This window comes from Shewanella sp. NFH-SH190041 (genome assembly GCF_024363255.1).
In the GTDB taxonomy this organism is placed as follows: Bacteria; Pseudomonadota; Gammaproteobacteria; order Enterobacterales; family Shewanellaceae; genus Shewanella.
Genome location: NZ_AP026070.1, coordinates 1213645 through 1237305, shown reverse-complemented (window position 1 = coordinate 1237305; position 23661 = coordinate 1213645). Strand labels below are relative to the sequence as shown.

Genomic DNA, 23661 nt, shown 5'->3' with positions numbered 1-23661 from the left:
ATGGCAAACGACTTTCAGTTTCTTACCTTACAGCGTGAAGATCCGGCCAAACATCCAGCCAAACGGCGGAAAAGTCAGTTTATTGAGATCTACCGCCCCTATGAGGCCGAACAAGTACGCCAGCAAGCTGATCGTTGCCTTGACTGCGGCAACCCTTACTGTGAATGGAAATGTCCGCTGCACAATTATATTCCTAACTGGCTGCAGCTGATTAAGCAGGATCGGATCATGGAAGCGGCAGAACTGGTCCATGCCACGAACACGCTGCCGGAGATCTGTGGCAGAGTTTGCCCTCAAGACAGGTTATGTGAAGGCGCCTGTACCCTAAATGATGAATTTGGCGCAGTCACCATTGGCAATGTGGAAAAATACATCACAGATACCGCCATCGCCCGAGGCTGGCAACCGGATCTATCCGCTGTGGCGCCAAGAAAAGAAAAAGTGGCCATCATAGGTGCCGGGCCCGCTGGCCTGGGATGTGCAGATATTTTGGCCCGTAATGGGATCCGTCCCGTGGTATATGATAAATACCCACAAATTGGTGGCCTGCTCACTTACGGCATTCCCGCCTTTAAACTGGATAAACATGTTATCGCCACCCGCCGAGCTCTGCTGGAAGGGATGGGAATTGAATTCCGTCTGAATGTCGATATTGGCCGCGACCTCGCTTTTGCTGACATATTGGCAGAATATGACGCCGTTTTTCTGGGCATGGGCACTTATGCTGCCATCCCTGCCAGTCTACCCGGCGAAGCGGCTGTCGGGGTGATTCAAGCCCTCCCCTATCTCATTGGCAATACCCACCGCTTAATGGGTAGTAACAGTGCTGATACGCCTTATCTGTCCATGGCCGGAAAACACGTCGTGGTACTCGGCGGCGGAGACACGGCAATGGACTGTGTTCGCACCGCAGTGCGCCAAAATGCAGCCTCCGTCACTTGTGTATACCGCAGGGATGAAGCCAATATGCCCGGCTCTCGCCGAGAAGTGGCTAATGCCAAAGAGGAGGGGGTGCAGTTTCTGTTTAACCGTCAGCCACTGGCTATTGATAGCGATAATGCGGGTCAGGTTATAGGTCTCACCTGTTGCCGCACGGCGTTGGGTAAGCCTGATAATTCAGGCCGCTGTCGACCTGAGCCAATAGCAGACAGTGAGCAACAGCTTAAGGCCGATGCTGTTATTGTTGCCTTTGGTTTTCAGCCTAATCCAGCGCCTTGGCTAAAAGAGTTTGGTATCCAGTTAGATGCTGCTGGTCGAGTTATGGCCTCAACTGACGATATAACACTGCAAACCACCAATCCCAAAGTCTTTGCTGGGGGAGACATAGTCAGAGGCTCAGATTTAGTGGTTACCGCCATCGCGCAAGGACGCGATGCTGCTGGCGGCATACTGGACTATCTGGCTCAAAGTGAACCCCCTAACACCACTTCAGCACGGCAACAGAAGGCCACCAGCCCGACCACTTAACTCCCTATAAGCCGGGCGGCTAAGCAAGGAATGCATCACAAAGAGTACCGCCGCCCCACTCCTTGATCCTGACGATTGCCCCAGAAATGACTAGGACAAAAGATGTGCGTGAGCGCATCACCACTGCCACGACTTTACTATCGCGCACGCCCCAAAAAAGGCGGATGATTTATTGGCAAACAGCCGGGGCGGCCGCTGCAATCATGCTGGCCTGTGCTATAGTGAGCGCCAATTTTACTTTCTTATCTTTTACAAAGGTCTGTCATGAAAATCGGTATTATCGGCGCCATGGAGCCGGAAGTTGTCCATCTGATCGCTGCGATGGCATCACCAGAAACACAAACCATTGCGGGTATTGAATTTGTCAGCGGACAACTGAATGGCAAAGATGTGGTTGTCACCCGTTCAGGTATAGGTAAAGTGGCCGCCAGTGTGGCAACAACATTGTTGATTGAAAAGTTTCAGCCTGATGCGGTGATTAACACCGGCAGTGCGGGTGGCTTTGTCGATACCCTGGCCATCGGTGATATCGTTATTTCCAGCGAAGTACGTCATCACGATGTCGATGTCACCGCGTTTGGTTATGAGATTGGTCAAATGGCACAACAACCAGCTGCTTTTATTGCTGATCCCAAGTTGATTGCAGCAGCGAACAGTGCCATTGCGGATCTGGGTGAAGTAAAGGCAGTAGAAGGGCTTATCTGCACCGGTGACAGCTTTATCTGTGATCCAGAGCGTACCGCTGTCATGCTGAAGCATTTCCCAACCATGGCCGCCTGTGAAATGGAAGGGGCAGCGATTGCCCAAGTCTGTCATCAGTTTGGCGTACCATTTGTGGTGATCCGCTCGTTGTCTGACAATGCCAACAATGACTCTCCTGTTGATTTTGACAGCTATATTGTTAAAGCCGGTCACCACTCAGCCCTGATGGTGATGGCTCTGCTGACTAAACTCTAAGTTCAGCGCTGCTGTACCGCCATGTTTAAAAATCATCGCGGTACAGATTTTCCCCGAGCAAATAGGAACTTTGGCCCATGGATGCGGCATTTTTTCATCAGCTTATTACCCGCGACGGCCCGCTACTGGAAGGCTTTGCCTTAGTGCTACTAGCATTGTTGCTGGCACGATTAGCGCCATTACCGCAACACTGGGACCCACTACAAGGCTTAAGCTGGCTCGCCAAACGTATGGCAGTAAAAGTTTGCCACCCTGAACGCAGCGCAATTCAACAACTCACCGCCGGTATACTGGCATTGCTGCTCCTGATTTTACCTTTCTGGGCCGTGGTCAGTTTTATTCCATTGCTGGCAGAATTTCCTTGGTTTTTCCATCTGGTCATGCTGTATCTATGCTTTAACGACCAGCAGGTCTTACATCGAGGCCGAAACATAGTACTGAGCATGCAAATGCAGGATCTCAGCCGCGCTCGGCAACAGCTCAGCCCCATGTCACTAACCGAAACCGATAAGCTCTCAGCTACCGGGATCAGTAAAACCACCATAGAATCTCTGCTCACGATTCCTGTCTCTGGTTTAATTGCCCCTTTACTGTTTTATACCCTGATTGGCCCTGCCGCGGCGCTTTTGGTACGTATGATTAATCAACTGGCTCTCAGTTGGCCGACCGACTATCCGCCTTACCGTTATTTTGCCGCGCCCGTCCATCGCGTGAATAATTTGCTCATGCTGCTTCCCGGCCGTATCTGGCAATGCCTGTTGGCATTTCAAGGACCGATATCAGGCTACTATCACCCTTTTGCCCTAAGACGCGACTTACATTATCGCCTAGGCCTACTGCAATTAGGCAGTCGTTTGTTACAACGGGAATTAGGTGGACCTGTGCAATATGCCAGACAAAGGTTACAACGGCCAAAAACGGGGCCTGCGGTGATGCCAACTACGGCGGATATCAACCGTATGTTGCACTTATGCCACACTGGCTATCTGATTTGTGGCAGTTTTCTTTTGCTATTACCGCTAATTAAAATTACCTTCGCGCCCTGAATCGATTACAAAGGATATTCTTGTGTTTGAACAAACCATCTCTTTAACCACTCCGGCATTGCTATTTCCGGCCATTTCTCTTTTGTTGCTGGCTTATACCAACCGTTTTTTTGCTCTGGCCGCATTAATCCGCAATTTAAGCAGTGACACTCGTCCGATTAAACAGGCGCAGATTAAAAACCTGCGGCAGCGGATTAGCATTATTCGCCGTATGCAGGAGGCGGGGGTTATCAGCTTTGCCCTATGTGTGTTGTGTATGATTCTAATTTATCTTGGCTTCAATAAGACCGGTTCAGGGATTTTTGCGCTCAGCCTGTTACTGCTGCTCTATTCTCTGGTGCTATCCGTGATAGAAATCCGTATTTCCGTCGACGCCCTGAATATTCACCTGCAGGAAATGAGTCAATAACTCGGGCTTGATCCTGATCCATCCAGCAGGCATTATTCGACCATCGGGGCACAGCCCCTTTTCCCATGGAACCTTGACTGACGAGACATTGACGTTGCGGTATATCTGTATTTTGCTTGCCTTCCTCGCTTTTCCCTTATGGGCTAACCCCGGCGATATGCCAGCGCCTCAGCAATTGGCGATGCGCTATATGCAGGCGCTAACTGAACATGACTACTCGAAACTTGAGCAATTTTACGACCGCGAATCTGTGTTTTACGACCGTACAGCCGGACGTAAATACAAAGGTGAACGTCATATTCTGAGCTTTATGCGCCGAGCGCATCGAGGCGTGCTGGAATATGATTTTAATCTGGAGCACATGTATAACTCCGGCTCATTTGTGGTCATGATTGGCAGTTATCACTTAAAAGGCCCAGGAGAACAATTTGGTAAGCCTGGCAAAATAATTGAAATTGCTGTCCCGGGCGTGACGACCTTGTCACTGGATATGGCCCGCAAGCGAGTCAAAGAGCACATTGACTTAATTGACTATCAAACCATGTCAGATCAACTTGCTATGCAATAAATTATTAGAAACAAATACATACGCCATTCATCTTTTAGACTGACAGATTTTTTTACCCTGCAGGAAACTACTGCCGCCAAGATAGGTCAAAAATCGGGTAAGCATAAGGCTGTCAGCAGTAATAGCATTCATCTGTTCTGCTGGAAACTGTGTCGGGGATAAGATGAAAAAAGCGGTTTGGATGATATTACTGGGGCTGGCTCTGAGCCCACTAGCCAATGCTGACAACCTACCTATGGTACTGTCATATGCCCAGCAGCCCATCCGTCATTTTAATCATGAACTTCTCACCGCCCAGCAAGAGTTACGGCAATGGACTCAACTGCCTGATACCATCAGTCAACGTTATGCCGGACAGAGTTTTACTGTCACCCAAGTCGTACATCAAGGTGATGGCGTCGTTACCTATAGTCAAAGTCAGGCCTATGCCAACCACCCGCAATTGCTGCTGGTTGTCTCCATGAATAAACACAACGGCCAGTGGCAGATCAATGGCGCTAAACTAAGTTGGAGATGTGAAAAGGGCCAGTACTTCAGTACTGACCCTTGTGAATCATTACCACAGGCTAACCCACAGCAATAAAGTGATATGGCAAATTAAGCCAGCGTTACCTTGGCAAACTTACGCTTACCAACCTGGAATACCGCAGATACACCGGCATTCAGTACTAGCTTGGTATCTTCAACCTTCTCGCTATCCATCTTCACAGCGCCTTGCTTAATCATACGCATCGCATCAGAGGTTGATCCAACTAACCCCGCTTCTTTGAGTAGATTAGCAATAGCCATTCCCTCACCTGCAACCAAGGTTACTTCCTCGATATCATCAGGGATTGCGCCTTTTTGGAAACGGGCAATAAAGTTCTGGTGGGCTTTTTCAGCCGCAGCGTCATCATGGAAACGGGCAATAATTTCCTTAGCCAGCAGAATCTTGGTGTCCCGAGGGTTCGCACCGTTTTCTACCTCAGCTTTTAACTGAGCAACTTCAGCCAGCGGACGGAAAGACAGCAGTTCATAGTAACGCCACATCAGCTCATCAGAGATAGACATGATTTTACCGAACATCTCATCTGGTGCTTCACTGACGCCAATGTAGTTATGGGCAGATTTGGACATTTTTTTCACGCCGTCCAAGCCTTCCAACAGTGGCATCATAATCACTGTTTGTGGTTTTTGCCCGGCAGCTTTTTGCAGCTCACGGCCCATCAGCAGGTTAAACTTCTGATCGGTACCACCCAGCTCAACATCGGCTTCCAACGCCACAGAATCATAACCCTGCAACAGTGGATACATAAATTCATGAATCGCAATTGACTGACCTGAACCAAAGCGTTTTTTAAAGTCATCACGCTCCATCATCCGGGCCACAGTCTGCTGGGAAGCTAGGCGGATCATACCGGCAGCGCCCAGTTGCTCCAACCAGCTGGAGTTAAACTCAATCCGGGTTTTGGCCGGATCTAAAATTTTATACACCTGCTCTTTGTAGGTTTCAGCATTGGCCAGCACCTGCTCACGTGTCAGTGGCGGACGAGTGCTATTTTTGCCGCTTGGGTCGCCAACCATACCGGTGAAATCACCGATAAGGAAAATCACTTCATGACCCAATTCCTGAAATGCACGCAGTTTATTGAGAATAACTGTATGACCCAAGTGGATATCCGGTGCGGTAGGATCAGCCCCCAATTTAACCCGCAGAGGACGTCCCTCTTTCAGTTTTTCCAGCAGATCCGATTCGAGTAAAATCTCGTCGGTACCACGTTTAATTTCTGCTAATACCTGGTCTAAATCAGCCATCTCGGCAGTTACCCCTAAGAGCCCAAAGAAAAGAAAGTGACTTATGTTACTTGTTAGCCCCCACAATTGAAAGTGTGTACACTAAAGGGAGTATGGTCGGTTAAACATTTCGGTATCAGGGTCGATGGGAAAAGTTTTTACACTGTTCAATTTATTGCCAAAATTACACCAAGTGCTGCTCGGGGCGATCCTACTGTTTACCCTCGTAGTGGTAGTGATCCCGCTGGAAAATGCCCAGGCATCACGCCATATCAAAGCCAGTGCCCGGCTCGATGCCCCCCAATCCCCGCAAAACCACATTGAACTACCGCTGGCTTTCAGAACACCTCTGGCACCGGGAGAAGGTAACCCTCGCCCACCAGTGAGTGCTAAACCGCTGCTGTCAACCATGCCCAATGCCAGTCAAGTACAATTTGGTCAGTCAGTCTCTGGCTCCGATACCCCAGCCCAGGACTTACGCCAAGAGACAGTCACAGTCAAATCCGGCGATACCCTGGCAGCATTATTTCAACGGGCGGGACTTACCCCGCAAGATGTTCATCAAGTCAGCCAATTACCACTGGCTGGCGCCCAAGCAAAAAAGCTGCGCCCCGGCCAAACACTGGTGCTGTTAACCACGCCTCAGGGCAAATTTGCCGGTATGTCATTTAAACTCAATGCCATTGATACCCTGATTGTTAAAGCCACTCCAGCGGGACTGGTCGAGCACAAAACCAGTAAAACCGTTGAGCTGCGGCAAAAATTGGTTGCCGCCACCATACACACCAATTTTTGGAATGCCGCAGTCAAAGCAGGACTCGCCCCAGCCCAGATTATGGAGTTAGCCACCATTTTTGGTTGGGATATCGATTTTGCTTTAGATCTACGTCAAGGCGACAGTTTTGCCTTAGTATTTGATGACGAATATGCCGATGGAGAATACCTGCAATCAGGGGATATTCTGGCAGCAGAGTTTATTAATCAGGGAGAGCGTTTTACTGCAGTGCGATACAAAGATGGCCAATACTACTCAGAAGATGGCCGCAGTATGCGCAAAGCCTTTTTGAAATCGCCGGTTGATTTTAAATATGTCAGCTCCAATTTTAATCCTCGCCGCCTACATCCTGTCACAGGGCAAATAAAGGCACACCGTGGCGTGGATTATGTTGCCGCCATTGGTACTCCGATTAAAGCGGCGGGGGCTGGGCGGGTGATCGCCTCAAGCTACAACCAATACAATGGCAACTATGTGTTTATCAAACACAATGACACTTATACCACCAAATATCTGCACCTGACCAAACGCAAAGTGAAAACCGGCCAGTATGTGAAACAGGGTCAGATTATTGGTACCTTGGGTAAAACCGGCCGAGTGACCGGCGCTCACCTGCATTATGAATTTATTGTCAACGGAGTTCACCGTAACCCCCGTACGGTTAAGCTGCCTAAAGCAGATCCTATTGCCAAACAAGAGCGAGCCGCATTTACCGAACTGAGCCAGACATTGATGACCAAACTGGCTGCCTTTAAAAAGCTGCAATATGCCCAGGAGAGTTAACCTAGAATGACCGCACTGTATATCGGTTTGATGTCCGGCACCAGCATGGATGGTGTCGATGCCGTATTAGTGGACTTTGGCGCAGGACAGCCTCACTTAATTGCCAGCCATAGCCAGGCAATGCCATCCCATCTGTTTAAAGGGCTACAGCGTCTATGTCAGCCCGGCTCAGATGAAATCAACCGGCTTGGTCGTTTAGATCGAACCGTCGGTCTGCTGTTTGCCGATGCGGTAAACCAGCTGCTTGCAAAAGCGGGTATATCTCCCGCGCAAGTATTAGCTATCGGCAGCCACGGCCAGACAATACGCCATATGCCGAGTTTAGATACCGGATTTACCCTACAAATAGGCGATCCCAACACCATTGCGGTGAATACCGGCATTGATGTTATTGCTGATTTTCGTCGTAAAGATGTGGCACTCGGCGGGCAAGGTGCGCCACTGGTTCCCGCCTTCCACCAAGAAGTTTTTGCTAAGCCCGGCCACCAGCGCATCATTCTTAATATTGGCGGGATCAGCAATATTACTTACCTACCGGGAGATGAAACCAAAGTCGTGGGCTTTGATACCGGGCCAGGTAACACCTTAATTGATTATTGGATGCAACAATGCCAACGGCAATCTTTCGACCACGAAGGACGCTGGGCTGCCAGTGGTGCAACTAATCAGGCATTACTGGATCAGATGCTGTCACACCCATATTTTGCCGAGGCATACCCAAAAAGTACCGGCAAAGAGATGTTCAACCATGTTTGGCTTGAGCAGCAACTGGCGCACTTCGGCCAATTGCGTGACGAAGATATTCAATCAACCTTACTGGATTTAACCTGTGCCAGCATTGCGGCAGAAGTATTGGCTCTGTCGCCCGCCGGGGAACTCTATGTCTGTGGCGGTGGCGCGATGAATTTGACCTTACTTGCCCGACTGCGCCAACGTTTACCTGAATATCATATTGCGACTACCGCAGCCTTGGGGGTTGACCCTAAATGGGTGGAGGGGATTGCTTTTGCATGGTTGGCGATGCGTTTTAATCAACGCCTACCGGCCAATTTACCCGCTGTGACTGGCGCGAGTCGTCAGGCCATACTCGGAGCCCACTTCCCAGCGGTATAGTATCGGGGGAATAACAATGCCATATCGCGAGATGAAACCGATTTCACGCAAGGTCGGTTACATCTCGTAATAATGCAATCATCTGTACCAGGTCCGCACACATCCGTGCTATTGCAGCCGCGGATGCTCCAGTAACAGAATGTCCCGCTGCGGATATTGTGTCTGCGTCATCAGCAATCGCTGCAGCCCCGGAATATATGCCAGCGTACCAAAAGTACTGAGATATGAAGATGGCACCCGTAAAATTCGCTCCACCGTGCCATCAGACATTAACCGACTCAACATAAACTCATCTGGCAGTACCCGCTGCTTAAAATAAACCCCTTCATCCGTAACCACCCAATTCCGTTTATCCGCTAACAGCACATCTTTTGGTGCATGACCCCAGTCAGTACTATTATCACGGCTACGGCCACGCAGTAACGCACTAGGCTCAGGTAGGGGCGATGTTGTTATGTCAACCGGTAACTGCACACTGGCAGCCTGCATTGTTTTCAGTATGTACTCACTCTCGGAGGATGCCCCTTTAGCTGCCACCCTTCGTGCATTGGCATCCATGATATATGCCGCGAGATTAAGTAACCAAAGTCCGGGGCGATCTTTGCGACTGTATACTAATTGCTGTGAATCCAGCATCTGACCACGATCAACCCGGATCCGAGGGAGCTGCAACAGTGGGCCACCAGTGACAGAAAAACCGATCAGATCATCACCTACCGTAGAAAAAACATAACTGTCATCTGGCCCCCAGAAAACCCGTGAATGGTTACGATAGGGGGAAGGTAATACCGCCAGAGCCCCAGTATCCAAATCCAGTACATAGATTTGATTCCCTTCATCCATTTCATCCGGAGCAATAAAGGCTATTTTACGGCCATCAGCGGACCAACGAGGATAAAGCGCTCGACCTTGCATCTGGGTATGCTGAATACGATTGCGACCATGACGATCAGCTGTCCATACCTCGTTCGCGCCGGTTTCATTGGAGATATATACCACCCGACCACTGGCCGCAGAATAATCGGGTAAACGTTGACTATGGCCAGAGTACAATAGCGGGAAAGGGGTTTGAGGGGTTTGCCTTGCTAAATCAAGGTAAGCAATATCATATTGGCGGGCATAGTGGTTATAAACCACCTGATGAGTCCCCGGAACAAATTGAGGATAGCTAAGCCCAGGCACAGCAAGATCCACCAACACACCGGATGTCACATCCAGACGGTAACCCCGCCGCCGCCCAGAGCTTTCTAACCCGAACACCAGATAACGGCCATCGGGATGCCAGCTTAACCCGCGAATATCTTCCATCCCTTCGGTCAGACGGGTCTGCTTACCACTGGTCAAATCATATAAAAAAATATCTTCGGTAATATTGCTCTGACGCCTAGCAATCGCCAGATATTGCCCATCAGGACTGTAAGCCAAATCCCTGGCATTCCCGCTGCAACCATCCATACAACTGAGTTTTACCGGCGCGCTATCAGTAACCGTTAAGTCCAAGGTATAGACTTCATCCCCATCATCTGATGGCATACGGTAAATCATGCTCAGATAACGACCATCAGGAGATAAATCAATGGCTGTACGGCTGGAATGACTGGCCTGAAGATAAGTTATCTGCCCTGAGTCCAACGTCATTTCATGAATAAAAAGCTGATTATCTTCAGGGCGACGAGCACTAAAAAACAAACGTTTACCATCAGGATGCCAAATGGCACGGGTGGCATTAATATCCGGGCCGGTAAGACGCCGAGAAATCGCTGCAGGGTTATCTAGAGGTTTTAGAAACAAGCTGTAACCTCTGCCCTGACTCGATGCGCCATACACTAAATAGCGGCCATCGGGAGACACTGACGGATAACGCTCTGAGCCATCTTCCCGAGTGAGATAGCGACTACTGGTATGCCCCTCATGATCCTCATGTTGTGCATGCCACATCAATATTCCGGCCATAAACACCAGTGCTAACAGCACACTGGCAATCCCAACAACCATCACTAAAGATTTGCGTTGGGGTAAGCGATTACCGGTACTATCAGCATGATCATTATCGACAAGGTTAGTATCTGTTTGCCCAGCACCAGACGACACGGGATAATCAAATTCCGGCTTAATCAGCAGTCGATACCCGGTTTTACGCACTGTATCAATCACAGTATCGTCATCAAGCCGAGCTAATTGCTGACGTAAGTGCCAAATGGCGTTGGTCAGTGCTCTGCTGCCAACATAGGTATTGCCATCCCAGATTTTATCAATCAGAACCTCGCGGGTGACAACCTCGGGATAACGCTCAGCTAATACGGTCAGCACATCAATAAACTTTGGCTGCAGCGAGATTTTATCTTCCCCGGTAAAACACAGAGTATTATCCGCCCTATCTACCCGACAATCTGCCAGCTTAAAGCCATATCCCACACTCATATCTGCTTGTGCCATAACGCCATCCTGTGCATTATTTTCGCTTGCAACAAGTTATATCCCCGCCTCGCATCTCTGTGTCAATGATGGTTTCGAACAAAACAGCGCAAATGATAAACAATTAATTTACAAATAGATAGAGAATAAATAGAGAAGAAAAATACACAGAAACGACTTCACAACAATTTATTGCTCTTCCATCCACAGGAACCAACTGATGCACAAAACATTGCTGAGGTTTGGTGTTTTCCCCGCAATAGGATATGCTCTCGCCCCAATTGAAACAGCCTACCGGGCTGTTGTTGTCAGGTAAGAGAATTCCCATGAGTAAAACGCAAAAATCCCTGTCCGAGCTGTCAGCAATGACCCCAGAAGCCCGTTATGATCACCTGGTTGCCGCCGTGAAAGCGGAAGAAGAAATCTGGACCCTGCAGGATACCGATGGTTGCGTTATGCTGACCACCGAAGAAGAAGACTGCATTCCAATGTGGCCTAGTGAAGATGCTGCTGCAGCTTGGGCTGTGGATGATTGGCAAGACTGTGAACCACTGTCTATTCCACTTAAAGACTGGTTATCTCGCTGGGTGCCAGGTATGGAAGACGATGAACTGTTTGTTGCAGTATTCCCTGTGGAAGGCGATCTGGGTGTCGTGATCCCACCACATGAATTGGAATCCCGTTTAGTGGCGCAAAAACGCCATTAATCATACAAAAACACTCATTAAAAAGCCGCCTCTGAGGGCGGCTTTTTTGCATATTGCTGGTAGCGGATGCAAGCTTAAACAGAGAAACTGGCACCGCAGCCACAAGTGGTCGTGGCATTAGGATTTTTCACAAAGAAACGTGACCCTTCCAGCCCTGAAGTGTAATCCACCTCACCACCGACTAGATATTGCAGGCTCATGGGATCAACCACCAGTTGTACGCCCTGTTTCTCAACAGTAAAATCGCCTTCATTTACTTTCTCATCAAAAGTAAAACCGTACTGGAAACCTGAGCAGCCACCCCCTGTTACATAAACTCGCAGTTTCAGGGCATCATTTTGCTCTTCTTCCAACAGGCTTTTTACTTTCGCTGCAGCCGCATCGGTAAAACGGATTGGCATTGCTGCATCAGCTTGTTCAGTCATTGCTACCTCTATACATCGGTTTATTGTGCGGGATTATCTGTTACCTGACCATTTTGTTCAAGTATTACCCGCGGTTCCTGTCCACCAGCTGTTATGGCCGGCACACTAAACGTCTGCTGTGATTCCGCGCCTTCATTCCACCGGGTGGCAGGTACAATCACTTTGACATCAACCCGGGCCAACTTAAAGTCTTTTGGCAAGGTAAATTCACTGTCAAGCATCTGGAAATAACGGAAACTGAATTTCAGTTCCTGATCCGTTAATTTCTCCAAGGACAACGTCTTAACCTTATTATGTCGACTGCCAATTAAGCGGATATCAACTCGACCTTTAATCGGTTCTTTGCGCTTATCAAGTTGCATCAACACCAGTTCAATTCGTTGTTGGCCCTTCAGCAACCCAGGCATCAACTCAACTCCATTAATGGCAACGCCAGCTGCGGCATGCTCAGGCGCCATCACACTGCGGTAAAATGTCAGCTCCCGCTGCAATTTTTTCTCCCGCTGCAATTGCTCAGCAAATAGCTTTTTCATATCGCTGTTGGCATTTTTAGCCACTTCCAGTTCCAAATTTCGACTGGCCAGTTCACCAGCCCTATCCTGCAAATCAGCCTGCAATGAATCAATCAATTGCTGCTGGTTATCTGGTGACATGGGGCGCCAATCTAACCAAGTATGATACGCTAAAATCCCGAGAATAAAGGCGACCAGGGTCAATAACACCAGATAAGTGTTGGACGCTCGGTAGCGGCGCTCGGATCCGTACAGTCGACTGAGCCAACGGTTAACTCTCAACATCAAGTTTCCTTATCAGTGAACACTTCTCTATCTTGTACTGCTATCCCATAGTAAACAGTAAAAGTTAAGCGGCACGACCTAAAATTGCTGTCATCGTGTCAACTCGCTTTATTTAAGCGCCAGCTTACCTGGTGCAAAAAACCACAAAAACTGCCGAGGGAACAATACAAACGTAGGGGAACGGATTCTACGGTGTTACAGAGAAACGCACTAGCATTTCTGTTTTAATAAACCGATTTTACACGACAAATACTGTCAGTAGACTGCCAGTAAAGCGCCGTGGTAACGCATCAAGGCGATAGCAACAAGTTCTCCATCAATTCAGCCCTTTTTAGCGCCCTTCTGACTATGATGAAAAATACAAATACAGCAGCTTAAAGAACCTCGTCACAACATGCCGAGGACGCAAATCGTAGAGCCAATAACGCTTTTATCCTCTGCCGTGATGGCAATACACTTTTAACAATCAGAATATTAGGTACAAAGCAACCCAATGTCGGTATTATCAATAACTATCATCCACTGTATCAATTTTAAAATATAAATAAGTACTATTGTACTAACACAAGTTAGCTTTAGTGCTAAAACAATAATCATATTCCTTACCCTTGATAACGATATAGTCAATACCCAGAGGCAAGACAGATTTACCGCGCAAATGTTGATTAGCTGCCTAGTTGGCAACTAAATATAGAAAGTGACTCATAGATAAAAGACTCCTACCATCTTGTGTTATGAATTTATCTCTATCGATATTTATATCCATTTATAAAATTAATTTACGATTAAACAGTCATATTCAAATAATTAACTATCTTTATAGACTCGCGAATTCAAGCTTAAAACTAACAAGTTAAAACTATGACTCAGTGAAATATAAACCAATCAAAAAATACTAATTAAACATATTTTACTTATGTAGCAATATATTTATTAGCGTAGCAACAGCAAATATCTCTTTAATATCCACCGAATTTAGTAGTATTACCCAACACATCAACCATTGCAGCATAACAAACCTTTCAGTGCAAAATTCACCCGCGAGACAAATGTTAACACAATGATAAATAATGCGCGTAGTACTGATGCTTTATGTGATCTTGATCAAATTAGGAAAAGCCGCTTCCATTTTTACGGTTGATATCTGATGCCCATTTCATTATCTATGCCCACCGGCCGTTATTATCAGACCAAAGTGGATAGCAACAATAATGATGAAAGCAATTCGACAGCAAAATATCAGATTGTTGATCCTGAATAAGCATCGGGTGACGGTAAAAGAATTGGCCAGCCAATTTAATGTGTCATCCCGTACGATTCGCAGCGATCTGAAAACACTGGCTGATGCCGGAAAATGTGTTTTATTTCACGGCGGAGCCAAATTGGCTAAATCACCTGAAAAAACCTTATTCGGTAAAGAATTATTTTCTCACCTTGCAACCACAGTCGAACTCCCTCATACATCCACTGCTGAACTAATACCAAATCATGGCAGCGTATATGTATTGGGATCATTTAATATCGATATCGTGCTTGATATTGATCTGTTTCCTCAAATTGGTCAGACAGTACATTCCTCCCACACTTTTTTTTGTCCTGGAGGCAAAGGGGCTAATCAAGCCGCCGCCGCCGCGAAAATTTGTCCCGAAGTACATTTCTGCACCAAAGTCGGCCAGGATGAATTTGGCCAACGCGCCAAACAATATCTTCATAGTACCGATATCGCTTCATTAACAGTTTGGGAAGATCCCCAGCATCAGACCGGCCATGCCGTGGTACTGAGCAACCCGAATGGAGACAGCATGATTTGCTGTAACCCCGGGGCCAATAGTCACATCAACCAAACTGAAATTTTGCAGGAACTGCACCATATCCAGGATGCCGATATTTTTCTAACGCAACTGGAAAACAATTTTGACATCACCCGTTTTGCCGTACAAAAAGCACATCAATTCGGTAAAACCGTCATGCTCCATCCGTCTCCCTATACACCACAGGTCCGGGATATTTTGTCATTTATTGACATTCTTACCCCGGGTGTACTGGAAGCCGAAGCCTTGGCAGACATGCCTATCACAGATCTCGACAGTGCCAAACAGGCCGCCGCGATCATCACATCTAAGGGGGTTAAGCACGTCATCATCCCAATGATGGACAAAACATATTTATGGTTTGATGGAGGGGAATACCAAGTATTTCCCAGCTACCGGTCAGCAGTAATAGATACCACAGGTATCGGTGATGCATTCACCGGTGCACTGGCGGCCTGTCTGGCTAACCGGCAAAACATGACACAGGCTATCCGATTCGCCTGTGACTTTGCATTATTAAAAATAGAACGCAAAGGGGCATCAAGTATGCCCACTAAGGATCTGGTCGAGCTATTCAATCAATTTAAACGCAGTGATTGAATACCGTGACCGTTCCGAGTTCTTTCGGAGTTATTTATGTATTTAGTTGAATCTTATTCTACCGCCATCATCATGTGCTTTATTACCATGATTTGCTGGGGTTCTTGGGCCAATACCACCAAACTGGTGGACGGTAAACGCTGGCCGTTTCAATTATTCTACTGGGATTACACCATAGGTATTTTGTTGTTCTCCCTTGTACTGGCTTTCACCGCAGGCAGTATGGGCAGCGCAGGGCGTCCCTTTATGCTGGACATGCAACAAGCTGACATGAGTTATATCGGTTCAGCATTGCTGGGCGGCATTATCTTTAACCTATCCAACATCCTGCTGGTTGCCGCGATTGATTTAGCCGGTATGGCCGTTGCTTTCCCAATTGGGGTAGGTCTGGCGCTGGTACTGGGGGTTATCACCAACTATGTGGCAGTACCGCAAGGTAACCCTCAAATACTGTTTGGTGGCGTGGCCTGCGTGACTTTGGCCATCATTTTAACGGCTCTGGCTTACAGCCGCATTCAGCAAGGCGAAAATGCCAACAAGATTAAAGGTATGCTCACTGCCATTGCAGCGGGTCTTATCATGGGCTGGTTCTTCCGCTTTGTTGCTGCATCCATGGCCGATGATTTCGCCAACCCTGTTGCCGGCAAACTGTCTCCTTATTCTGCATTAGTGTGTTTCAGCGTGGGCGTATTCCTGTCCAACTTTATCTGGAACACCCTGGTAATGAAAAAACCTATCGCTGGGCCGAAAGTTAACGGCAGTGACTATTTCAAAGGATCACTGAAAGAGCACGGCATAGGTATTCTTGGCGGCATTATCTGGTCAGTGGGTATGTCCTTCAGCATTCTGGCTTCCGGTGTGGCGGGTTATGCTGTGTCCTATGGTCTGGGACAAGGCGCAACCATGATCGCAGTCTTCTGGGGTGTGTTTATCTGGCGCGAATTTGCTAAAGCGCCGCAAGGCACCAATAAGTTACTGACACTGGTATTTGCCTCTTACATCTTGGGCATCGTGCTGATTATTGCCGCCAACCATTAATTTTTGAGGAGTATTCCCATGAGCATAAAAAATATTGTTGTTCTTGGCAGTGTCAATCAGGACCATACCGTTCAGGCACCACGACTGCCAACCAAAGGCGAAACCGTCATGGGTCACCGTCACGTGTTAGCGCGCGGCGGCAAAGGCGCCAACCAAGCTGTTGCCGCAGGCCGTTTGGGCGCTCAGGTAGACTTTATCTCCTGCATGGGCGATGACGGCTTTGCCCGCGACGCTCTGATCGCATTTGAAGCCGATGGCATTAATATCGAACACATCACCCTGTGTGAAAACCACAATACCGGTATTGCGTTGATCTTGGTGGATGATAATGGCGGTAACTGCATCGCAATTTCACCTAATGCCAACAATAAACTGACCGCTGAAGTGGTGGATAATAAGCAAGATACTATCGCCAAAGCTGATTACCTGCTGCTGCAATTGGAAACGCCGCTCGATGGGGTGGAACGTGCAGTTGATATTGCCCGGGAAAACCATGCCAAAGTGGTATTAAACCCTGCACCAGCTCGACCACTGCCTGATAGCTTGCTGGCGAAATTGGATCTGATTACCCCAAATGAAACCGAAGCAGAAGTACTAACCGGCATTAAAGTCACAGATGAAGCTTCTGCGACTGTCGCTTGTCAGCACTTTATCGAAAAGGGTGTTAAAGAAGTGATTATCACCATGGGCAGCCAAGGTGCCTTCCTGTACCGCAATGGTCAGGGTACCTTGATCCCCGGCTTCCGGGTAGATGCTACCGACACCACCGCCGCCGGTGATACTTTTAATGGTGCCTTACTGGTTGCCCTAAGTGAAGGCCAGAGCATGGAAGATGCTGTGGTATTTGCTCACCGCGCCAGTGCGATTTCCGTTACCCGCATGGGTGCCCAAACTTCAATTCCATACCGTCATGAGCTGGATGCCATTGTTGAACTGGAACTGAAATAAGCCATTTTCCGGCCGGGGTGATTACCCGGCCGGTTTTTTTCCCGCCGTTCCAGGCACATCTCAACGCTTGCTAGAGCATTGCAGCTAATATCATCACGACACAGTTTTTCTCTCAGCAGTTTCTAACTACCACCTAATAAATTTTCCCTGCCAATCCACCATTGGCACTTGATTAAGCAGACAATAAAGCTTCCTCATATCGCGGGCTGATTTTTGCAACATCTTGTGATCCAAACCATTGACATTAATGCTGACCACAGCACAATTGTTGCCGGGTGCAGCAAGGTATCTCAACTTGCTGCACCACTGTTTTTTCAGGTCTCCGGCCATGGCGGGAGACCGACCAATAAGAGCCCGCAATCATTGCGGCAACTGACAACAAAGGACTAAAGATGACCCGTTCTGAAGCGCTGTTTGAACAGGCAAAAAAGACTATTCCCGGTGGTGTGAACTCCCCGGTACGTGCATTCAATGGTGTAGGCGGTTCACCACGCTTTATTGAAAAAGCCGATGGTGCATATATCTTTGATGCCGATGGTCAAAAGTACATCGACTATGTCGGTTCTTGGGGACCGATGATCCTCGGCCACAACCACCCTAAAATCCGTCAGGCAGTATTGGACGCTGCTCAGAACGGCCTGTCTTTCGGCGCGCCAACCGAGCTGGAAGTGAAAATGGCTGAAAAAGTCATTGCCATGGTGCCATCTATTGAGCAGGTTCGTATGGTCAGCTCTGGCACAGAAGCGACCATGAGTGCGATTCGTCTGGCTCGCGGCTTCACTCATCGTGACAAAATCATGAAGTTTGAAGGCTGCTACCATGGCCACGCTGACTGTCTGTTGGTGAAAGCCGGTTCTGGCGCTCTGACCCTTGGTCAGCCAAGCTCACCAGGTATTCCTGAAGACTTTGCTAAACACACTCTGACTGCAGTGTATAACGATCTGGACTCAGTCAAAGCCATGTTTGAACAGTATCCAGAAGAGATTGCCTGTATCATTCTTGAGCCTGTTGCTGGCAACATGAACTGTATTCCACCTGTTCCTGGTTTCCTTGAGGGACTGCGCGCACTGTGTGATCAATATGGCGCCTTGATGATCATTGATGAAGTCATGACAGGTTTCCGCGTTTCCCAAAGCGGTGCCCAAGGCTACTACGGCGTGACCCCGGATCTGACCACGTTAGGTAAGGTGATTGGCGGCGGAATGCCAGTTGGTGCATTTGGCGGCCGTAAAGATATCATGCAATATATCGCCCCGACCGGCCCGGTTTATCAAGCCGGTACCCTGTCTGGTAACCCAATTGCCATGTCAGCAGGTCTGGCACAAATGGAAGCATTGTGTGAGCCCGGCCTGTACGACGCACTGGCAGACAAAACCCGCCGCATCGCCGAAGGCTTTAAAGCCGCAGCAGATAAGCATGGCATTCCAATGGCCGTTAACTATGTTGGTGGGATGTTCGGTTACTTCTTTACCGATGCGCCACAAGTTACCCGTTTTGAACAGGTTACCCAGTGCAACATGGAACACTTCCGCGCCTTCTATCACGGCATGCTGGATGAAGGTATTTACCTGGCACCAAGTGCCTATGAGGCAGGTTTCCTGTCTATGGCTCACGGGGATGCTGAGCTGCAGGCCACATTGGATGCCGCTGACCGCGTACTGGCCCGCATGGCAGCTGAAGCCTAATCTCAACCGATTTGCCTGTCGCAAGACACAAAAAGGACGCCTAGAGGCGTCCTTTTTTATGCATTCTTTTTATGCACTGTAACAATTCAGCGATTACTCGCTATATGCCACCAGTAAGCACTAAATCGCTGGAACCGTAAACCGGGTATTGTCCATGGCGAGCACCACATCCCGGGGGCGAATCTCCACAATTTTCAATTTACCGGCAATGGTATCGCCCTGCTGCACTTCCTGCCCATCAACATTCAACCAGCGGTTTTTCGGTGAGCTGGCATAGACATGAGCAATAATAGTAAACTTCGGCACCTGTCGGCGCAGTACCGGCGGTAGCTGAGTCAGTTTCGGCAATCCATCTGCTTTGGGCATCACAACCGGCTCCATGCCATCAGGGCTCACCGGTTGATCCAAAGCGTGCTGATATTCCACTTCTTTCAGTGCTTTTTGAAATTCAGCCACCAATGCCCGCTGATCCTGATGTTTAGGCTTATCCGCCCCCAGCACTGGCATACCTTCAACAGCCGTGCCTCGCGCTTTAGCCAGGGTATCTAACTGAGCGGCAGATAAATCACTGGTCGCTCCCAACACTAAAGGCTCTGAGGCCTGATGTGTTTTCTCCCCGTCTGACACCTGTTTATCCTGATGCACAATGGCTAAATCCATTCCGTGACTGGCATTATCTGTTATGTGCTCATTACCTGACTGACGGTGCTTCTCTGACGTCATCACCGGCCGGGGTTGCGCCACGGGCAGCGCCACTTTACCTGCCAACATAATCTCATCAGGAGAAAACGCACTTTCTTGCTTAACATCATGTTTTTGTGACGGTAAGACCGAGACGTTATTTGCCAGAAATGCATCACGCTCCGCAATAGGTGGTGTCGTTGCAGAAAACCACACTGTGATACCCCAAGCCGCCAATGCACCCAATAAAGCCCCCATACCAAGGGCTGCGCCAAGCCGTAACCCGGTATAACGGCGGCCTTCATCCAGACCTGTCACCATGCGTTTTGGTGTCTCAGCATAACCTTGCCCGGCCAACTTATCCTGACTTTGTGTTTTACGGCTGAGCGCATCCAATAAAATCGACATTAAAAATACTCCGCCGCGGTTAACCTCGGGCCTTGCTCACTAAAATACAGCGCCAATTGCTGCAATGTTTGTTTGCCCGCAATGCCGTCATGACTCAACCCGTGCTGACGCTGAAATGCCATTAACCGCTGCGACAATTGAGAGTCAAACCCACTCACTCGACGTGGCTCATTATTATCTACCCGTGCCAAGGCGTCTTCCAGCCACTGCACCCGCGCTGGCGCAGACTCAGGACCAATCGGCCTATCATTGCCAGGCTCTGGCTGCCAGAGAATTTCAAATACACCGCTAAAATGCTGTTCAAACCAATCTCGGCTTACCCAAAACTGCTGCTCACCAAATTGCAATAGCGCACGATCATGCTTAAGCGCCACTAATGCCGCATACACATCTCGGCCACCCTGCCCCTCCAGATACACTACCGCGGGGTAATTCAAACGTATAATACTTTGCCAATTCCCCTGCTGCTGATAGCAAGCTAACCCCTGTGCCTTCGCTGACTGACACGGCGTCATGCCCTCATAGGGAGACTTGTGCCACAGGCCCAATAAAATATTAAAGGCAGTGTCCAGTGGCTGAGCCGTTGCCATAGCCTGTTCCAACTGTCGCCTAGCCACATTCTCATGGGGTAAATATAATGCCGTTTCGTGCCCGACACTGTGCGCTCCTGCACCAGAGACAATGCCGCGTTCAGCCGAGACTTGAGCATTACTCGGAGCTTGATGCGGTGCAACTTCCGCCACAGATGTTGCGCTGGGATGAGGCAACAATTGCCACACCAGCGTAAACGCCAGCACAAAAGCCAAACCTCCGACGCCAGCTAGCGGCCACCAGTGCCGCCCTCGAGGTGGCGTCAAGCCTAATACCTCAATTGCAGCCTCCTGCACCATCTGCTGATCGATAGGCACTCGGCTATGGGCATAGCCTGCCATCAAAGCACGCTCACAAATCAGGTTTATCACCCGTGGGATCCCACCGGACATTTGTTGTAACTGTGCGATCGCTTTTGTGGTAAATAAAGGATCGCTGCGACCGGCAACTTGCAGTCGATGCTCAACATACAACCCCACCTCATCACCATTTAATGGCAACAGGTGATAACGGGCGGTAATCCGCTGAGCTAACTGCCGCAGCTCTTGCTGCTTTAATAATTCCTGCAACTCTGGCTGACCAATCAGAATAATCTGCAGCAATTTTTCAGTATCAGTTTCTAGATTAGTCAGCAGCCGTAACTGCTCCAACACTTCAGGCTTTAGGTGCTGAGCTTCATCAATAATCAACACTGTGCGCCGACCCAGTTGATGGCTACTGATCAAATACTGGGTCAATAAATCATTAAACTGTTTAAGTGAACTGTCTTTGCTATAGGGAATTTTTAGCTGATCACACATCGCGGCCATCAATTCAATGGCGCTGAGGGATGGATTAAGAATAAAAGGCGTATTGGTGTTCTGGGACATACTTCCCAGTAACGCTCGGCTGATGGTTGTTTTACCGGTACCCACTTCACCGGTTAACAACACAAATCCCCCGGTCTCTTTTAAACCATAAGTCAGATGTGCCAGTGCTTCCCTGTGCCTGTCACTGAGAAACAGATAATGGGGATTAGGAACAATGGAAAAAGGGTTGTCCTGCAACCCATAAAAAGCTTTGTACATACCCATCAATCATCGGCAGATAAAGTTGTGCTCAAGTTATAGCGCCGGCTGCTCGATGTCAAAACCCAGCTGCCTGAAATCACAGCATTTACGTTATTTTTCTGCACATCAACGCGATATCTTCCATCAAGGAAATACCAAGCAATAACCATAGGCTTTAGCGAGGTCAATGGTATGCTATTGCTAATTTAACCGCAGACCCTTGATTTCTGCGAATTGATATACATTAAAGGATACTGACAGGTGCAAATTTATCTTGTCGGCGGCGCTGTCCGCGACCAACTGCTGGGACTGCCCATCAAAGACAAAGATTATATGGTTGTAGGCGCAACCCCGGAGCAGATGCTGGCAATGGGTTATGAACAGGTGGGGCGGGATTTCCCGGTATTTCTTCACCCGAAAACCAAGGCTGAACATGCCCTGGCCCGCACCGAGCGCAAAACGGGGGCTGGTTATGGTGGCTTTGTGTGTCATGCCGCGCCAGATGTGACCTTAGAGCAGGACCTTATGCGCCGGGATCTGACCATCAACGCCATCGCCCAAGATTCGGAAGGGAACTTACATGACCCTTATGATGGGCAAGCCGATTTGACTCAGCGTATTTTACGCCACGTGTCCTCGGCTTTTGTCGAAGATCCGCTACGAGTACTGCGAGTTGCCCGTTTCGCTGCCCGTTTTGCGCCTCAGGGCTTTACCATCGCACCGCAAACCTTAGCCTTAATGCAGCAAATCACGGCCAGTGGAGAACTGGCCGCCCTGACGCCAGAGCGGGTCTGGCAAGAGATTGACCGCGCACTGGCCACTGATCAGCCCTGGGTCTTTTTTGACGTTCTACGTCAATGCGGCGCATTAGCGGTACTATTGCCCGAAATTGATGCCCTATTCGGTGTTCCCCAGCCAGCCCAGTGGCACCCGGAAATAGATACCGGTATCCACACCATGATGGTTTTACAACAAGCCTGTCGGCTTAGTGATGATAACAGTGTCCGTTTTGCCGCTTTGTTGCATGATTTAGGCAAGGCGTTAACCCCTGTTGAGCTACTGCCAAAACATTATGGCCACGGTCAGGCGGGACTAAAACCGATCCGCGAACTCTGCCAACGTCTACGGGTACCATCCGAGATGCGCGATCTGGCGCTATTGGTAAGCGATCTGCATCAGAATCTACATAATGCGTTTGAACTGAAAAGCAAAACACTTTTAAAGCAATTTGATAAAGCAGATATCTGGCGTAAGCCCGAGCGGTTGGAAAAACTCATTTTGGTATGCGAGGCGGATATGCGTGGCCGCACAGGTTTTGAGCACCATGACTATCCCCAAGGTGATTACTTGCGTCAGTGCGCGGCCGCTGCAGCGGCAGTGGATGTCAAAGCGATCCTTGCTGCGGGGTTTCAGGGCAGTGCAATCCGTGAGCAATTACACAAACAGCGAGCAGTGAAATTAACCCAACTACGCTCCCATCGCGGCCAATAAATGTTAAATAACTGTAAAAATCAACAACTTTAATCCACAACTATCTTATAGCAGTGTGAAAAATCGTTAAGGTTTTCATGGACTCAATGATTTTTCGTAGCAAAATAAACTGGCTATGACATAA

20 protein-coding genes are annotated in these 23661 nt (G+C 48.6%); 14 read left to right on the top strand and 6 right to left on the bottom strand.

The window, feature by feature from the left end; translation table 11 throughout:
* The 6 genes from NFHSH190041_RS05450 to NFHSH190041_RS05425 all read left to right on the top strand — a co-directional run bounded on the left by NFHSH190041_RS05450 (position 1) and on the right by NFHSH190041_RS05425 (position 5030).
* The gene (locus NFHSH190041_RS05450; RefSeq protein ID WP_261924274.1) at positions 1–1467 is read left to right on the top strand and encodes an FAD-dependent oxidoreductase; all 1467 of its coding nucleotides are present in this window, start codon (positions 1–3) and stop codon (positions 1465–1467) included.
* Between the two features lie 264 nt (positions 1468–1731).
* Positions 1732–2424: a 5'-methylthioadenosine/adenosylhomocysteine nucleosidase gene (locus tag NFHSH190041_RS05445; protein ID WP_261924273.1), complete on the top strand. Its 693-nt coding sequence runs from the start codon at positions 1732–1734 to the stop codon at positions 2422–2424.
* A gap of 77 nt (positions 2425–2501) precedes the next feature.
* Entirely contained in the window at positions 2502–3470 is a 969-nt protein-coding gene (locus NFHSH190041_RS05440; protein WP_261924272.1) for a cobalamin biosynthesis protein, read from the top strand.
* A gap of 22 nt (positions 3471–3492) precedes the next feature.
* Entirely contained in the window at positions 3493–3879 is a 387-nt protein-coding gene (locus NFHSH190041_RS05435) for a DUF2721 domain-containing protein (RefSeq protein ID WP_261924271.1), read from the top strand.
* Positions 3880–3973: 94 nt separating this feature from the next.
* Positions 3974–4447, top strand: a complete 474-nt coding sequence (locus NFHSH190041_RS05430; protein ID WP_410010867.1) for a nuclear transport factor 2 family protein — start codon at positions 3974–3976, stop codon at positions 4445–4447.
* A 163-nt stretch (positions 4448–4610) separates the two neighbouring features.
* Positions 4611–5030, top strand: coding sequence for a hypothetical protein (locus tag NFHSH190041_RS05425; protein ID WP_261924270.1), 420 nt, complete (start codon positions 4611–4613; stop codon positions 5028–5030).
* Positions 5031–5044: 14 nt separating this feature from the next.
* Here NFHSH190041_RS05425 and tyrS read toward each other — a convergent pair whose 3' ends face one another.
* Positions 5045–6241: a tyrosine--tRNA ligase gene (gene tyrS / locus NFHSH190041_RS05420; protein ID WP_261924269.1), complete on the bottom strand. Its 1197-nt coding sequence runs from the start codon at positions 6239–6241 to the stop codon at positions 5045–5047.
* A gap of 124 nt (positions 6242–6365) precedes the next feature.
* Here tyrS and NFHSH190041_RS05415 point away from each other — a divergent pair, with 124 nt between their 5' ends.
* Both NFHSH190041_RS05415 and NFHSH190041_RS05410 read left to right on the top strand, forming a co-directional pair.
* The gene (locus NFHSH190041_RS05415) at positions 6366–7778 is read left to right on the top strand and encodes a peptidoglycan DD-metalloendopeptidase family protein (protein WP_261924268.1); all 1413 of its coding nucleotides are present in this window, start codon (positions 6366–6368) and stop codon (positions 7776–7778) included.
* A gap of 6 nt (positions 7779–7784) precedes the next feature.
* Positions 7785–8891 (top strand): anhydro-N-acetylmuramic acid kinase, encoded by a 1107-nt coding sequence (locus tag NFHSH190041_RS05410; protein ID WP_261924267.1) that lies wholly within the window; start codon positions 7785–7787, stop codon positions 8889–8891.
* A gap of 108 nt (positions 8892–8999) precedes the next feature.
* Here NFHSH190041_RS05410 and NFHSH190041_RS05405 read toward each other — a convergent pair whose 3' ends face one another.
* Positions 9000–11327 carry a winged helix-turn-helix domain-containing protein gene (locus NFHSH190041_RS05405; protein ID WP_261924266.1) on the bottom strand — a complete coding sequence of 776 codons (2328 nt, stop codon included), beginning with the start codon at positions 11325–11327 and terminating at the stop codon, positions 9000–9002.
* 305 nt (positions 11328–11632) lie between these two features.
* Between NFHSH190041_RS05405 and NFHSH190041_RS05400 the strand changes: the two genes are divergently transcribed.
* Positions 11633–12013: a DUF2750 domain-containing protein gene (locus NFHSH190041_RS05400; RefSeq protein WP_261924265.1), complete on the top strand. Its 381-nt coding sequence runs from the start codon at positions 11633–11635 to the stop codon at positions 12011–12013.
* A gap of 74 nt (positions 12014–12087) precedes the next feature.
* Here the strand turns inward: NFHSH190041_RS05400 and erpA are convergent, their stop codons facing one another.
* Both erpA and NFHSH190041_RS05390 read right to left on the bottom strand, forming a co-directional pair.
* Positions 12088–12438 carry an iron-sulfur cluster insertion protein ErpA gene (gene erpA / locus NFHSH190041_RS05395; protein ID WP_261924264.1) on the bottom strand — a complete coding sequence of 117 codons (351 nt, stop codon included), beginning with the start codon at positions 12436–12438 and terminating at the stop codon, positions 12088–12090.
* Positions 12439–12458: 20 nt separating this feature from the next.
* Complete coding sequence (locus NFHSH190041_RS05390; protein ID WP_261924263.1) at positions 12459–13235, bottom strand: DUF6776 family protein; 777 nt, start codon at positions 13233–13235, stop codon at positions 12459–12461.
* A gap of 1211 nt (positions 13236–14446) precedes the next feature.
* Here NFHSH190041_RS05390 and NFHSH190041_RS05385 point away from each other — a divergent pair.
* From NFHSH190041_RS05385 to hemL, 4 genes are all read left to right on the top strand, one after another.
* Positions 14447–15646 carry a PfkB family carbohydrate kinase gene (locus NFHSH190041_RS05385; RefSeq protein ID WP_261924262.1) on the top strand — a complete coding sequence of 400 codons (1200 nt, stop codon included), beginning with the start codon at positions 14447–14449 and terminating at the stop codon, positions 15644–15646.
* Between the two features lie 36 nt (positions 15647–15682).
* Positions 15683–16684, top strand: a complete 1002-nt coding sequence (locus tag NFHSH190041_RS05380; RefSeq protein ID WP_261924261.1) for a GRP family sugar transporter — start codon at positions 15683–15685, stop codon at positions 16682–16684.
* Between the two features lie 18 nt (positions 16685–16702).
* A complete protein-coding gene (gene rbsK, locus NFHSH190041_RS05375; protein WP_315972971.1) occupies positions 16703–17632 on the top strand; it encodes a ribokinase in 930 nt (309 codons plus the stop codon).
* A 392-nt stretch (positions 17633–18024) separates the two neighbouring features.
* Positions 18025–19317: a glutamate-1-semialdehyde 2,1-aminomutase gene (gene hemL / locus NFHSH190041_RS05370; protein WP_261924260.1), complete on the top strand. Its 1293-nt coding sequence runs from the start codon at positions 18025–18027 to the stop codon at positions 19315–19317.
* Positions 19318–19437: 120 nt separating this feature from the next.
* On the opposite strand, the gene NFHSH190041_RS05365 is transcribed toward hemL, so the two are convergent.
* Positions 19438–20406: a general secretion pathway protein GspB gene (locus tag NFHSH190041_RS05365; RefSeq protein ID WP_261924259.1), complete on the bottom strand. Its 969-nt coding sequence runs from the start codon at positions 20404–20406 to the stop codon at positions 19438–19440.
* The gene (locus tag NFHSH190041_RS05360) at positions 20406–22064 is read right to left on the bottom strand and encodes an ExeA family protein (RefSeq protein WP_261924258.1); all 1659 of its coding nucleotides are present in this window, start codon (positions 22062–22064) and stop codon (positions 20406–20408) included. The genes NFHSH190041_RS05365 and NFHSH190041_RS05360 overlap by 1 nt, the downstream gene beginning before the upstream one ends.
* 243 nt (positions 22065–22307) lie before the next feature.
* Here NFHSH190041_RS05360 and NFHSH190041_RS05355 point away from each other — a divergent pair, with 243 nt between their 5' ends.
* Positions 22308–23537, top strand: a complete 1230-nt coding sequence (locus NFHSH190041_RS05355; protein ID WP_261924257.1) for a multifunctional CCA addition/repair protein — start codon at positions 22308–22310, stop codon at positions 23535–23537.
* Positions 23538–23661 lie beyond the last annotated feature (124 nt).